Annotated in this window: 11 protein-coding genes; 3 read left to right on the forward strand and 8 right to left on the reverse strand. The window is 62.1% G+C overall.

Annotated elements, in window-relative coordinates; all coding sequences use genetic code 11:
* Positions 1-179: 179 nt before the first annotated feature.
* Genes feoB through R3F07_19495 form a run of 3 tightly spaced genes read right to left on the reverse strand, consistent with a single transcriptional unit; the run spans position 180 to position 2,833 of the window.
* Positions 180-2,318, reverse strand: a complete 2,139-nt coding sequence (gene feoB / locus R3F07_19485; GenBank protein ID MEZ5278574.1) for a ferrous iron transport protein B — start codon at positions 2,316-2,318, stop codon at positions 180-182.
* Positions 2,315-2,560: a FeoA family protein gene (locus tag R3F07_19490; GenBank protein MEZ5278575.1), complete on the reverse strand. Its 246-nt coding sequence runs from the start codon at positions 2,558-2,560 to the stop codon at positions 2,315-2,317. The genes feoB and R3F07_19490 overlap by 4 nt, the downstream gene beginning before the upstream one ends.
* A 24-nt stretch (positions 2,561-2,584) precedes the next feature.
* Complete coding sequence (locus tag R3F07_19495) at positions 2,585-2,833, reverse strand: FeoA family protein (GenBank protein ID MEZ5278576.1); 249 nt, start codon at positions 2,831-2,833, stop codon at positions 2,585-2,587.
* Between the two features lie 81 nt (positions 2,834-2,914).
* Between R3F07_19495 and R3F07_19500 the strand changes: the two genes are divergently transcribed.
* Together R3F07_19500 and R3F07_19505 are read left to right on the forward strand one after the other, a co-directional pair.
* Positions 2,915-3,808: a hypothetical protein gene (locus R3F07_19500; GenBank protein ID MEZ5278577.1), complete on the forward strand. Its 894-nt coding sequence runs from the start codon at positions 2,915-2,917 to the stop codon at positions 3,806-3,808.
* Positions 3,808-4,464, forward strand: coding sequence for a methyltransferase domain-containing protein (locus R3F07_19505; protein MEZ5278578.1), 657 nt, complete (start codon positions 3,808-3,810; stop codon positions 4,462-4,464). Before R3F07_19500 ends, R3F07_19505 begins: the two co-directional genes overlap by 1 nt.
* On the opposite strand, the gene R3F07_19510 is transcribed toward R3F07_19505, so the two are convergent.
* From R3F07_19510 to R3F07_19530, 5 genes are all read right to left on the reverse strand, one after another.
* Positions 4,438-6,033, reverse strand: coding sequence for a glycerol-3-phosphate dehydrogenase/oxidase (locus tag R3F07_19510; GenBank protein ID MEZ5278579.1), 1,596 nt, complete (start codon positions 6,031-6,033; stop codon positions 4,438-4,440). The genes R3F07_19505 and R3F07_19510 overlap by 27 nt on opposite strands.
* 7 nt (positions 6,034-6,040) lie before the next feature.
* Complete coding sequence (gene glpK, locus R3F07_19515; protein MEZ5278580.1) at positions 6,041-7,540, reverse strand: glycerol kinase GlpK; 1,500 nt, start codon at positions 7,538-7,540, stop codon at positions 6,041-6,043.
* A gap of 255 nt (positions 7,541-7,795) precedes the next feature.
* The gene (locus tag R3F07_19520; protein ID MEZ5278581.1) at positions 7,796-8,434 is read right to left on the reverse strand and encodes an exopolysaccharide biosynthesis protein; all 639 of its coding nucleotides are present in this window, start codon (positions 8,432-8,434) and stop codon (positions 7,796-7,798) included.
* Between the two features lie 57 nt (positions 8,435-8,491).
* Complete coding sequence (locus R3F07_19525; GenBank protein MEZ5278582.1) at positions 8,492-9,883, reverse strand: PDZ domain-containing protein; 1,392 nt, start codon at positions 9,881-9,883, stop codon at positions 8,492-8,494.
* A complete protein-coding gene (locus R3F07_19530) occupies positions 9,880-11,274 on the reverse strand; it encodes a trypsin-like peptidase domain-containing protein (protein ID MEZ5278583.1) in 1,395 nt (464 codons plus the stop codon). The genes R3F07_19525 and R3F07_19530 overlap by 4 nt, the downstream gene beginning before the upstream one ends.
* 17 nt (positions 11,275-11,291) lie before the next feature.
* Between R3F07_19530 and leuS the strand changes: the two genes are divergently transcribed.
* Complete coding sequence (leuS, locus tag R3F07_19535) at positions 11,292-14,036, forward strand: leucine--tRNA ligase (GenBank protein ID MEZ5278584.1); 2,745 nt, start codon at positions 11,292-11,294, stop codon at positions 14,034-14,036.
* Positions 14,037-14,075: the final 39 nt, after the last annotated feature.

A 14,075-nucleotide genomic window follows, 5' to 3' on the forward strand; every position in this document is an offset into this window, starting at 1 on the left:
GGGGACCCGGGGTCATCGCCCGGCTGGGCGCTTCTCCTCCCGCCGGACAGTCAAGGGCTTCTCCTGACACCCAGGACATCCATCCCCGCCTTTGCGCTTCCGTCGAAGGCCACCAAGGACAAGGAGAATCACCGTGGTGATGACCACGACAAGCGCACCGACGGTCTGCCAATCCCCCGTCATGTCCCCAAACCCAGGCTGTATCCGACCTGGTAAATGATCAGGGACAGCACATAGGCCGTTCCGGTCATATAGCCGATCTGGAAGAGCGGCCATCGCCAGCTGTTCGTTTCCCGTTTGACGATCGCCACGGTGCTCATGCACTGCATGGCAAAAACGTAAAAGACCATCAGAGTGAAGCAAACCAGCGGCGTGAAAAGCGGTGCCCCGTCCGGCCAGTTCGCGTCGAGCAACGCTTCCCGGAGCGGCAGGATCGCTTCATCGTTCTCCTGGTCCACGCTGAAGACCACCGCCAGAGAACTGACGAAAACCTCCCGGGCGGCAAACGAAGCCACCAGCCCTATCCCGATCCGCCAGTCAAAGCCCAACGGCTCGATCAGCGGCTCGATGGCATGGCCGATCCGTCCGGAAAAACTGTGGGCGACCGCCTCCGCCGAGTTCGCCGTCTCCGGTGCCTTGGGATAAGACGAGAGGAACCAGAGGACAATGGAAAGACCGAGGATGATCGTGCCCGCCTTCCGCAGAAAGAGGTAGGATCGATCAAGCATCTGCAATGCCACGTTGCGCAGCGAAGGACGGCGGTAGGGCGGCAGCTCGATGATCATCAAGGACGGCTCCCCCCTCATGAGGAACCGCTTGAAGAGCCAGGCAAAACCAAATGCCGCTCCCGTTCCCAGGGCATACATGAAAAACATGATCCCGACCTTGGACCAGACCGGCACCCGGTCCGAAGGAATCAGGGCAGCGATCATTAACAGATAAACGGGCATCCGGGCCGAGCAACTCATCAGCGGAGCCACCAGAATGGTGACCAGACGGTCCTTCGGGTCTTCAATCGTCCGGGTCGCCATGACGCCGGGGATCGCGCAGGCAAACGAACTGAGCAGAGGAATGAAGGACTTCCCGTTCAGCCCCACCTTACTCATCACTTTGTCCATGATGAAGGCCGCCCGGGCCATATAGCCCGATGACTCGAGGAGCCCGCTGAAGAAGAAGAGGATGAGAATCTGCGGCAGAAAGATGATGACTCCGCCCACTCCGGCGATGGCCCCGTCCACAATGAGCGACCGCAGGTCGCCCGGCGGCATCCATCCCGTGACCGCCTGGCCGAGCCGGGCGACCAGGTCATCGATCAGGTTCATCGGGTATTCCGCGAGGGTGAAGATGGAAAGAAAGAGAACCGTCATGATCGTGGCCAGAGTGATCCATCCCCAGAACGGATGAACCACCACCGCATCAATCCGGTCCGAGACCGACGGCCCCAGATCTCCCTGATTGCGAAGCACCCGGCCGCAGATCCGGGCGATCGCCTCGTAACGGTTTGTGACAATCTCCCCTCGCCAGTCGAAATTCTCTTTTTCCCACTCGGTCTCCCAGCGGTGGGTCACTTCCAGGGCACGGTCACCGACATGCTTCGATCCGGCCACTCTCACGTGGGCCTGCTCGGAAAGCATCAGGATGGCCTCCGCCCTCGCGGTCCGTCGTTCCTCACCCGGAGCGCCTTCCAGCACCGACACGATCTCGTCGATCGCGGGCTTGAGCTTGGCCGGAACCATCCAGGGCGAACGGGAGGGATCCAGCTGAACCCGGCTCATGGCCACCTTGAGCCCGAGCAGTCCTTTTCCGGAGTTGGCCTGACAAGCCACTACGGGAACGCCCAGCGCTTCCTCAAGGGCCTGCTGATCAATGGTCAGCCCCTTGCGTTCGACTTCATCGATCATGTTGAGCACGACAAGGGTCGGCAGCCCGAGATCGATCACCTGAGATACCAGGTAGAGACTGCGCTCCAAGTTGCTGGCGTCGACCACGCAGACCACCCGGTCCGGTCTCTCCGTGTCTGCCCGTCGCCCGAGGAGGACATCGCGAAGGATGGCCTCGTCCGGAGATCGCGCGACCAGGCTGTAGGCTCCCGGCAGGTCGATGACCCTTATGGGACGACCATGCTGGGAATAAAACTGGCCGACCTTCTTCTCCACCGTGACGCCGGGATAATTGCCAACCTTCTGGCGCATACCGGTCAGGGCGTTGAAGAGGGTGGTTTTCCCGCAGTTCGGGTTGCCGACAAAGGCGTAAACCGGTCCCTCACGCCGATCCGTCACCCGTGGGGGCACCCGACTTGATGCGACCGGTTCACTCATTCAATGACCGGCTCAACAAGGATTTCAGCCGCCTCCAATTTCCGGAGGGAAAGATGAAAGCCGCGCACATCGATCTCGATGGGATCCCCCAACGGCGCCAGGCGAACCACCCGCAGAAGAGTACCGGGCAGGATTCCCATTTCCCGAAGCCGCAACGCTCCTCTCGAACCCGGGTTGAACGACCGGACCCTTCCCGATGAGCCCACCGGCAGTTCAGCCAGACTGCAGTTCAATGCACCCATCGCGCTTCAGCAAAATCCCTCCGATCAGAGATCGCAGGAAAGCCGCTCCACCTGGATCCTGCCGGCCACCGCACCGTTAAGCGCCACCTTGGTCCCGCACACCTGGCAGACAATCCGTGAACCGCCCGAAACCCTCCGGATGACGGCCTGTTCACAGAAACCCAACTCACGGAGGCGGGTGTGCACCTCCTTTGACCCACTCAACGAAACCACCCGGACATCCTCCCCTTCGGGTATGTCCTGAAGCGAAACCGGTGCGTTTGTCTTTGGCATTTGAGGGGAATTCACTGAGATAAGGGATGTGAAGGCAATTGAGACTCGATTTCAATAAGAAACTGAAGCCAAACCGACGCGGTGTCATTCGATCCCTCCTATTCTTCTCCAGCCGACGCCCCGACCCACGTTTGGCAGGGTATCTGTCGGCTACTTCGATTTCTCCCGTCACTGTCGCTCGATGCCCCCCTGGTCTGCCTGGGATGGCTTCTGCTCTTTGCCCGTATCGGTGGGGTTCACCTGTCTCCGGGCGGTCCGGTCGTCCTCTTTCTCTCCGTCTGGCTCGCCTACGCAGCCGATCGCTGGTTCGACACCTGGAGAATCCGCTCCCCGGCCTTCGCCACCGACCGGCATGCCTTTTCCGTCCGTCACAGACGCGCCATTGCTGCCATCTGGATCGCCGTCCTCAGTCTGGCCATGACCCTCGCCTTCGCGACTCTGGATCGCGATCATCTCCTGCGCGGGTTTGTCCTTCTGGGTGGCGTTCTCACCTACTTTGCAGCCGTTCACCTTGGTCCACCCCGCCTGCGGAGGTCCATCCCCAAGGAACCGGTCACCGCCCTCGTCCTGGTCTCTGGGATCCGGGTTTTTCTGCCTCACGGCTCCCCACCCTTCCCTCTGTTGATCGGAATCGGTCTTCTCTTTCTCGGCAACTGCCTGCTCATCGCGGCATGGGAAGCCCACTCGGATCGTCACCACCGATTTGCATCCATGGCCGTCAACGTTCCCTTCAGCTTGCCGGCAACCCGGTCCCTTCTGTGGGCCCTGCTCGCGATGGCTCTTCTTTCCCCGGTCTTCCTTGAGCACCCTTCCACCCTGATCGGCCTGCCCATCGGCCTGAGCGCCGCTCTCCTGCTTGTCCTGGACCGAACCTCGGCGCGGGTTCCCCCCGCCATTCTGCGATCGCTGGCCGACATCTCCCTGATGACTCCCTGGCTCCTTTGGCTCGGCCTGGGATTGACGGCACTTTTCTGATGCCCTCCAATCCGTCGTTCTGTCGCCTCGCCCGGCACTACGAACTGCTCGAGTCACTCGCTTTCGGCCCCTGTCTGCACCGCGCGCGCACAGCCTGGATCGACCGTTTGGCCGGCGCCGGATCCATCCTCCTCCTCGGTGACGGCAACGGGCGTTTCCTCAGCGACCTGGTGCGAGCAAACCGCGGCGCCCGCATCGTATCGATCGACTCGAGCCCGGCCATGCTTGATCGAGCCCGCCAACGTATCCGCCAGTCAGATGTCCGTGCCTTCGATCGGATCGAATGGCGTTGCGCCGATCTTCTCGACATCCCTCTCCCGGCAGGGAGCTTCGACGCCGTCGTCGCGCACTTTTTCCTAGACTGCTTCACCGAAATCGAAGTCACCCGAATCCTTGCCAAGGTCAACGCCTCGCTCACCTCCCGCGGGCGCTGGTTCTGGTCGGATTTCGTAATCCCCGAAGCAGGCCCCGGACGGATCATCGCCCCGACGGTTGTTCGACTGCTCTACCTGTTCTTCCGCGGGCAGACCGGCCTCCATGCCCGCGAACTCCCGCCACTCGACCGTCTGCGCGGAACGGCCGGGCTGCGCGTCACCCACACCAGGAGTCTCCTCTGCGGAATTCTCAGATCATCCATCTGGGACCGAACGGACTGACCGGCTCTTCGGATCGGTATAGACATACCCACGGGCCAATTCCGTGTAGGCTGCTATCTGATTCTCCACCCAGTCCCGGGACTTTCCGAGTTCCGCCGCGAGGATCCGTGCCACCGCCGGAGCGGCGTCAATGCTCCGGGCCGCATGGAGCAAAAGCCAGCGGGTTCGGCGCGCAAGCACATCTTCCACCGTCCGCGCCATCTCTTCACGGGCCTGCCAGACAACCTCCGCCCGCGACAACTCAATCCCGGAGTGGACCGCCGCCCCCAGGGAAGGATCCGCATCAATGAGCGCCTCGATGCTCCGGGCATCCGAACCGTAGAACCCCAGCCGTGAGTCCACTACGGGGCCACTCGATCCGTGAATGGGCAGATCCACCGTCCGACAGGGGACGTTTTCCAGATCCGCGACCACCTCGGCGTGATCGACGACATCCTCGGCCATTTTCCGATACGTCGTCCACTTGCCTCCGACAATGGTGACCATTCCCGATTCCGAGATGACGATGGTATGGTCCCTCGACAGCGCCGCCGTCTTCTCGCCATGGCCCGACCGGACGAGCGGCCTGAGTCCGGCAAAGACTGAGAGAACATCCCCGGGTCGCGGGTCGCGGGTCAGGTAACGGGAAGCCTCCTCCAGGAGAAAGGCGCATTCCGACTCTAGGGCCCGCGGCTCGATCCGCGCATCGGCCAACGGCGTATCCGTCGTGCCGACGATGACACGGCCGTGCCAGGGCACGGCGAAAAGGACCCGCCCGTCCGCCGTCCGGGGAATCATGACGGCCGCGTTCCCCGGAAGGAAATCCTTCGGCAGAACCAGATGCACCCCCTGAGAGACCGCGAGGAGTCCGGCGGCCTCCGGGTCGTCCCGGCGTCGCAGGGCATCGGCGAAAACCCCCGTCGCATTGATCACGCAACCGGCGCACACCTCGAAGGATTCCCCGCTTTCCGTATCCATTGCATGGATACCAGAGATTTCGCCGCCCTCCTTGAGCAATCCGTCGCAGCGGACGTAATTGACCGGAAACGCCCCGTGATTGGCCGCAGTCCGGGCCAGATTGACCGCCAGCCGGGCGTCATCAAACTGCCCATCATGGTAAATAACGCCACCGACGAGGTTGTCCCTCTCGACGGTCGGAAGCATTGCCATGGTCTCCTCTTTCGACAGGGTCCGCGAGGGGCTCAACCCCAGCCGCCCGGCCATCCGGTCATAAACCTTCATGCCGATCCCGTAGAAAGGGCCTTCCCACCAGCGGTAGTTCGGAATGACAAAGGCCATGTTGTGGACGAGATGAGGTGCGTTGCGGTAGAGCCGGCCCCTCTCCCGGAGGGCTTCGAGCACAAGCGAGACATTGCCCTGCCGCAGGTAGCGGACACCGCCGTGCACCAGCTTGGTGCTCCGGCTGGAGGTCCCTTTGGCGAAATCGGACTGCTCGACCAGGGCGACCCGATGGCCCCGGCTGGCTGCGTCGACCGCCGCACCAAGACCGGTGGCCCCGCCACCGACGATCACGATATCAAATCGCTTTCCCGATCGCAATTCGGCGAGTGATGCGTCGCGGTTCAGCATGAACGTATCAGTCTTCCCGACACCAGTCCATCGATCGCTCGACCGCCCGGGACCAGGCCTCACGACCACGGGCCAACTCCGCCACATCTCCGACCGGTTGAAAGACCCGGTCGATCGACCACTGGGTGGCAATCGCCTTCCGGTCCGGCCAGAAGCCGACCCCCAGCCCGGCCAGATAAGCGGCACCGAGAGCCGTCGTCTCCACACAGGTCGGCCGAACCACCGGCACACCCAGAAGATCCGCCTGAAACTGCAGCATCAGATCGCTCCGCGCCACGCCTCCATCCACCCGCATCTCCGAGACCGTCCGACCCGAATCCCGCTCCATGCAACCGACCAGGTCGGCCGACTGGAAAGCGACGGCCTCCAGCGCGGCCCGACAAAGGTGCGCCCTGCCCGTCCCTCGGGTCAGCCCATGGATGGTGCCGCGGGCATGCGGATCCCAATGGGGCGCCCCAAGTCCGGCGAAGGCCGGGACAATAACCACCCCGCCGGTATCCGCCACCTCGGCCGCCCTGGCATCACACTCCGAGGCCGTTCCGATGATTCCCAGTTCGTCCCGCAGCCACTGGATGAGCGCTCCGGCCACGAAAATGGATCCCTCCAGCGCATACTCGGTTTGACCGCCGATCCGCCACGCCACCGTCGTGAGCAGGTTGTTCCTCGAAACAACGCGCTTCCGACCGGTTTGCATGAGAAGAAAGCAACCCGTCCCGTAGGTGTTTTTGGCCATCCCGGGTTCAAAGCAGGCCTGCCCGAAAAGTGCCGCCTGCTGATCCCCGGCCAGACCGGAAATCGGAAGCCCGCGGGCCGAACAACTGTCGGCGACCCGTCCGAGCACGCCACTCGAATCCACGATATCGGGAAGCATGGCCCGGGGTATGCCAAAGAGCTCGAGCATCCGCCCGTCCCAGTCACCGGTTTCCAGATTGAAGAGAAGCGTGCGGGACGCGTTGCTCGCATCTGTGGCATGAACGCCTCCCCGGGTCAGATTCCAGATCAACCAGGTGTCCGCGGTTCCAAACAGCAGTTCGCCGCGCTCAGCCCGGTTTCGGGCACCCGGAACTTCATCGAGAATCCACCGGATCTTCGTCGCGGAAAAATAGGGATCGAGCCGGAGACCCGTGCGTTCCGTCACCTCAGGCTCCACTCCTTCACCCTTCAATCGACGGCACAGATCCGCCGTGCGCCGATCCTGCCAGACTATCGCTCGATGAACCGGCCGGCCCGTCGCCCGATCCCAGACAAACGTGGTTTCCCGCTGATTGGTGATCCCGACCGCCGCGATGTCCGATGCCCGCAATTCCGATCGGGCAAGCACCTCCGCCACGGTTGCTTCCTGGCTCGACCAGATGTCTGCGGGATCATGCTCCACCCAACCCGGTTTCGGGTAGTGCTGCGGGAACTCCCGCGAAGCGGACGCCCGTATCCGTCCCGCGGAGTCAAACAGAATGGCCCGGGAACTGGTTGTTCCCTGATCCAGGGCAAGGATATGGTCGGGAGACATCGGAGGGCGGACGGCGAAGGGCGACTGAGATCGTGAATGACGGTGACAGAAGGCGCAAGTTACCGGTTCAAGAAAAAGCGGCTCTCGACGGTCGATATCCGGGACTCCCCCGTTTTCCTCGGCGGACCATCCCGGAGGATGGGGCTTTCCCGTCGATCCAACGGTCAATGCGGCGCAAAGCCGCGCGCCAGGCTCACGGCGGGCCTCTGCTGCCGCCCTCTGCCCTCTACCTTCCGCCGTCTTCCTCCAGCCCCCTCACCCGCCCTTCAGCTTGGCAATGATCCAATCCTTGAGATTCTGGACCCCTTCGACTCCGGCTGTGGCGAGCAGATAGATGATGAATCCGTAGAAGGCCACCGCGACAACACCAAGAATGGAGGCCGCGGCGGCAAACAGGCCATCACGTTCACTGACTCCGACTCCGATCAGAAAAATGACCATGGCCGGCGCGGTATTGGTCAGCGGAATCGGCAGGATCATCAGACAAGCCATGATGATGACGAGAACACTCATCAGGGCCATACCCGGACGACTGGCTACCCACTCAAATCGCGGTTTGACGAGGCGTTCAAGCAGGGCAAAAGACCTGGCCGCTCCCGCCAGCATCTTCTCGGCAAAGCCGGGTTTGAAGCTGATCCGTAGAGCCCATTTGGGGAGCCATGGTTTGCGCCGCCCGATCAGCATCTGAATCCCGAGGAAAACGAAGAGAATGCCAAAAGGGGTGCTGTATCCGGCGGCCGGCACCGGCAGCGCGCTCGGAAGCGACAGGACCATCATGAGCAGCCCGAAGCCCTTCGTTCCCACGCGATCAAGAATCTCCCCCAGGGTGATTTCATGATCCTGCTCCGCCACCAGCAGGCGCTTCAGGGATTCCGATAGGCTCTCGACGTGCACGGGATTGTCTATCGACGGGAACCTGCCCGTCTGCAAGGGATTTCGCGGGTGCGCAACTCAGCCCTTGCGGATCCGGATGACCGAGGTTTCGCCGTTGCGATTGACGAGAAGCACAAACTCCGTCTGTGCCTGATCTGCCTCAATCCCGGCCATCTGAGCGATCGCCTGTTCATAACTGACCGTCGGCTCACCGTCGATCTCCTGGATCAGGTCGCCGGCCCGAAGTCCCGCCGTATTCGCCGGGCTGTTCGGGCGCACGAAATTCGCAATCACCCCGGTTTCAGCGCTGTCCACCATCCGCCGGGAGATTCGGTCGAAGATCACGAATTCGCGCAGAGTGATCCCCAGGTCAGGGAAATACCGGCGGGCCGCTTCCTTCAGGGTAGTCGGCTGCGCGGCCAGACTCACCGTGACCTCAACCCGCTCGGTGCCGCGCAGAATGCCCAGGGTAAGGGAATCCCCGGGTTCACGCTCGAGAATCCGGCGTTCAAAGTATCCCGTGACAACGCGGTCGGGACTGAATTTGGGCAGGGTCACCCCGTCCACGGCGATGATGATGTCCCGCGCCTCGACTCCGGCCGCTTCCGCCGGGCTGTCGGGAATGATGTCGCTGACCACGATGGCGGACTGATTCTCGAGCGACATGAAGGTCGTTACCTCCTTGGCCACCGGCTGGAGTCCATAAACACCCAACCAGGGGTTCTTCCTCCCCATCGGGCTTTCGGGCACCCGGCCGATAAAGGGCACAACCTCCTCCGCGAGGAAGAAGGAACCACTCTCATTGGTCGTCTGGATGCCGACCGTGTAACGCTCGTTTTCCAGGAAAAGGACCCGCTCCTGGGGAATCGGATTGCTGGCCCATCCCACAAAGACTCCGTCACGATTGAAGACCGCAGAGCCCGGACTGGCCACTCCGGCCACAGAGAACCCGAAGGTCTGGGGAAGTTTCTGGATGACCGCGAGCCGCCCATCCAGGAAGAAGGGCTGAAAATCGAAATCCTTCCCCATGATCCCGATTCCCCAGAGTTCTTCGCCCAGTTCCGGCCGGGCCGTGCCGTAGGCGGTGAAAGGCACCACCTGATTCCAGAGGGCTTTGTCCGCCCGGACAAAATGCCACCCCGTCAGGCTGTCCTGACCGAGATAGGTTCCGGGAATCGACTCCGAACTGCCGACGGCATAGATCTTGAAATCCTTGAAATCGGTCGGGGGCAACCAACCCGGGACGGCACCGTCGAGAAGAATGATCAATCCGTCCTCACTGGCAACCAGACCCACAACCGTCGAGGGCCGCCGATCCGTCTCCGTCTCAACAAAAAACTCAACCGCCACAACCGAGCGGATGCGTTGCTCAAAAAGCTCCGGAATCGACGACGCGGACCGGAGAACCGGCAAAACCGTCAGGAAAAGGGAGAAGACGACGCCAAAGCGTGCGAACGGGCGAAAATTCATGGTTTCAGGACGAAGAACGAGACTGACTGGTTTCGCAAGGTCTCGAAGAGCATCGTTTGGGGATTTTCATCAAATTGACCGTAGACCCCCCGCATTTCCTCGAGTCCGTCGATCGTCTGATCGTTGATTTTCGTGATGATGTCACCGCGGTTGATTCCGGCCTTTTCCGCCGGGTAGGCCGACTGGGTGCCAATGACAAGGACGCCGCCTTCCCTGGCCAGGCGGTTTTCACGGGCAAAGGCCCGGGAGACCTCGCGAACGCTCAAGCCCCAACCTTCAAAAGCCCATTCTTCTCCGACCCGACTTTCCAGACGCTCACTGGTGACTTCAAACACACGTTCGGTCGCCCCCCGCTTGGCCGTCAGTTTGATCGTCGATCCGACCGGATAACTGGCGATCTGATTCTGGATGGGGGGGAGCTGTTCCGGGAAGCGCCCGTCGACCTTCTTTCCGTCGATCGCAAGAATGACATCCCCGGGCCGCAACCCGGCCGAACTGGCCGGTGAACCGGGATCCACGCTGTTGACCAGCATCCCTGTGTTGATCTCCAGGTTGTAGAACGACTCCAGGTCGCGCAAAGACCCCGGGATCAGGCCGATATAGCTCCGGACGACCTCACCGTGCTCCACCAGCTCCGCGACAACCCGCCGCGCCGTGCTGGAAGGAATGGCAAACCCCAGGTTGTCCGCTCCCATGTAGGTGCGGGAATTGATCCCAACAACCCGCCCGTTCTCGGTCACCAGCGGCCCGCCACTGTTTCCGGGATTGATGGCCGCGTCCGTCTGCAGCCAGGTGTTGAAATAGCCGGTTTCGTATCCGTTGATTCCGTTCGAAGTCTCAAAATACCGGTCGGTGTTGGAGATGATGCCCTTGGTCACGGTGCGGGTCAGACCATGGGGCGTGCCGACCGCAAAGACGATCTGCCCCGGGCGCAAGAGGTCCGAATCACCGAACTCCGCATGGGCAAAATGAAGTTTGCGCTTGGCCACCTCGTCCATGTCGATGCGCAGGAGAGCGAGATCGGTCCAGTGATCCCAGCCGATCAGCGTCGCGTTGACCCGCTCCAGATTCGCGAGGGTGACTGAAATCTCGACCGCACGTGTACTGGCGACATGGGCGTTGGTCAGGACCAGTCCGTCTTCCGAAAGGATAACGCCCGATCCGACCCCGGAGACAAAGCGTTTCGAACCGCTGTCGAAATCGAGTTCCCGCACGTCGATCCGCACGACCGAATCGAGCAGGTTGGCGAAACCGGCGTCCACGCCGGAGGTCGATTTCGACACGTCGGCAGTCTGACATCCGGTCAGAAAACCCGCGGTCAGAATGATTAAGCCAACCAGGGCGGTCCGGCCGGGATGGGTGATTGACGGTGAGTGACTTTCCTTCAACATGTCCGGTTTCTTTCAAAATGGATACGACGCCACAGGACTATGAGTTTACTGTGATCGAGCCCAATTGGCAAAAATACTGGGACGATCACAAGACCTTTCGGGCGACCGCCGACACGACAAAACCCAGCTTTTTCGTGCTGGACATGTTCCCCTATCCGTCCGGAGCCGGTCTCCATGTCGGTCATCCGCTCGGGTTTGTCGCCACCGACATCTATGCGCGCTTCAAGCGCATGACCGGACTCAATGTGCTGCATACGATGGGTTTCGATGCCTTCGGTCTTCCGGCCGAACAGTACGCGATCGAGAACGGCGAACACCCCTCGGTCTCGACCCAGCGCAACATCGACAATATGCGCCGGCAGCTCTACCGGCTGGGCCTTGGCCACGACAAGGAACGCAGCGTCTCCACCACCGATGTTGAATTCTATCGCTGGACCCAGTGGATCTTTGTCCAGCTCTTCAACAGCACCTGGGACCCCATCGACCAGAAGGCCCGTCCCCTGGCCGAACTCGAAAGGGACCTGGCAAGCGGTCGGCACGCCATCGATCCCGCAACCGGTGACCTTCTGACCGAGCCCACTCCCGCGGAGGTCGCCGCGTGGAAGGCGGTCGCCCCGGCCGAACAGAGGCGATGGCTCGATCGCCAACGCCTCGCCTATATGGCGGAAATCCCGGTCAATTGGTGCCCGGCCCTGGGGACCGTTCTCGCCAACGAGGAGGTGACCAACGAGGGCCGCTCGGAGCGGGGCAACCATCCCGTCTACAAGCGGCCGCTCAAGCAGTGGATGCTGCGCATCACCCGTTACGCCGAACGCCTCCTGGAGGACCTCAAGCTGGTCGACTGGCCGGAACCGATCAAGATGATGCAGCGCAATTGGATCGGGCGGTCCGAAGGCGCGGAGATCCGGTTCGGTCTCGAGTCCATTCCCGGCGAGACCCTGAAGGTTTTCACGACCCGTCCCGACACCCTCTTCGGTGCCACCTATATGGTGTTGTCACCCGAGCACCCCCTGGTCGATCGCCTGACCACACCCGGACAGCGGGTTGCCGTCACCGACTATGTCCGCCGCGCCGCCAACAAGAGCGAACTGGAGCGTACCGACCTGGCCAAGGAAAAAACCGGCATCTTCACCGGCGCCCATGCCGTCAATCCGGTCAATCAGGCCCGGATCCCGATCTGGGTCGCCGACTACGTGCTGATGAGCTACGGAACCGGCGCCATCATGGCAGTCCCGGCCCACGATGAACGCGATCACGAATTCGCCACCCGCTTCGAGATCCCCATCATCCGGGTCATCGCGTCGGACTCCGGCTCCGGGGACGACCTTCCCTATTCCGGTGACGGCCGGTTGGTGGCTTCGGGCCCATATACCGGCCTGCCGGTTGCCGAAGGTGCCCGGCGCATCACCGAAGACCTCGAGAAGAAAGGACTCGGCACCTTCTCCATCCAGTTCAAGCTGCGCGACTGGCTCTTTTCCCGGCAACGTTATTGGGGCGAACCCTTTCCCATCCTGCACGGACCCGACGGTGAGGTCGAAGCGGTGGCCGAAACCGACCTCCCGGTCACCCTGCCCCCGATCGACGACTTCTCGCCACGGGCATCCGACGACCCGAACGCCCCGCCCCAGCCCCCGCTGGCCCGGGCCGCCGACTCATGGCTTCACGTCGAGAAGAACGGGGTCCTTTATTCCCGAGAGCTAAATACCATGCCCCAATGGGCGGGCTCCTGCTGGTACTACCTGCGCTACCTGGATCCGGCCAACAACAACGCATTCTGCGATCCGGAAATCGAACGCTATTGGATGACGCCCAACGGGGTCGACCTCTACGTCGGCGGGGCCGAACACGCCGTCCTTCATCTCCTCTATGCCCGCTTCTGGCACAAGGTTCTCTTCGACCTCGGTCATGTCTCCACCCCGGAACCCTTCGGCAAGCTCTTCAACCAGGGCTATATCCAGGCGGCTGCCTTCACCGACGAGAGGGGCGTCTACCGCCCGGCAGAGGAGATCGAGGAGAAAGACGGGCGATTCTTCCACCATGGCGATCCGGTCAGCCGCGAGTTCGGCAAGATGGGCAAGTCCCTCAAGAACTCGGTCAGCCCGGACGAGGTCTGCGAAACCTACGGCGCCGATACCCTGCGCCTCTACCTGATGTTCCTCGGACCACTCGAGAGCATGAAACCGTGGAGTTCCCACGGCATCGAGGGAGTCCATCGTTTTCTCAAGCGCGTCTGGAAGGAATGCATCGGACGGGATGGCGGCGCCTCCCCCAAGCTCAGGGCCGGGGCCGGGAACGACCCGGAAACCCATCGGCTGCTCCACGAGACCATCCGGAAAGTGACCGAGGACATGGAGGCGCTGCGTTTCAACACGGCCATCTCCCAGCTGATGATCCTGCTCAATCATATCCAAAAACTGGATATAATTGATCTCGAAACCGCCCGGATCATGATCCGCCTGCTCGCCCCGCTCGCCCCCCACCTCTGCGAGGAGATCTGGTCGCGGCTCGGCGGCGAGCCCTCGATTTTCCGGCAGGATTGGCCCCGCTTCGATCCCTCCGCCCTGGTCAGCGACGAAGTCAAGGTCATCTTCCAGGTCAACGGCAAACTCCGGGGCGAGGCCATGGTCTCCCGCGACGCCGATCAGGCCACGGTCGAAACCCTCGCCCGGGCTCACGACCGCGTCCTGCCCCACCTCGAAGGCAAGACTGTCCGGAAGGTCATCTACGTTCCCGGTCGCATCCTCAACCTGGTGGTGAGCTGACCGGCCGCACTCCCTTCCGGAAAAAACTCCGTCCAGCTT

This window comes from Opitutaceae bacterium (assembly GCA_041395105.1).
Classification (GTDB): Bacteria; Verrucomicrobiota; Verrucomicrobiia; order Opitutales; family Opitutaceae; genus B12-G4.

Coding starts and splice junctions, on each gene's coding strand:
- R3F07_19530 (MEZ5278583.1), bottom strand. CDS start 11,274: ATGTTGAAGGAAAGTCACTCACCGTCAATCACCCATCCCGGCCGGACC.
- R3F07_19490 (MEZ5278575.1), bottom strand. CDS start 2,560: ATGGGTGCATTGAACTGCAGTCTGGCTGAACTGCCGGTGGGCTCATCG.
- R3F07_19510 (MEZ5278579.1), bottom strand. CDS start 6,033: ATGCTGAACCGCGACGCATCACTCGCCGAATTGCGATCGGGAAAGCGA.
- leuS (MEZ5278584.1), top strand. CDS start 11,292: ATGGATACGACGCCACAGGACTATGAGTTTACTGTGATCGAGCCCAAT.
- R3F07_19525 (MEZ5278582.1), bottom strand. CDS start 9,883: ATGAATTTTCGCCCGTTCGCACGCTTTGGCGTCGTCTTCTCCCTTTTC.
- glpK (MEZ5278580.1), bottom strand. CDS start 7,540: ATGTCTCCCGACCATATCCTTGCCCTGGATCAGGGAACAACCAGTTCC.
- feoB (MEZ5278574.1), bottom strand. CDS start 2,318: ATGAGTGAACCGGTCGCATCAAGTCGGGTGCCCCCACGGGTGACGGAT.
- R3F07_19505 (MEZ5278578.1), top strand. CDS start 3,808: ATGCCCTCCAATCCGTCGTTCTGTCGCCTCGCCCGGCACTACGAACTG.
- R3F07_19495 (MEZ5278576.1), bottom strand. CDS start 2,833: ATGCCAAAGACAAACGCACCGGTTTCGCTTCAGGACATACCCGAAGGG.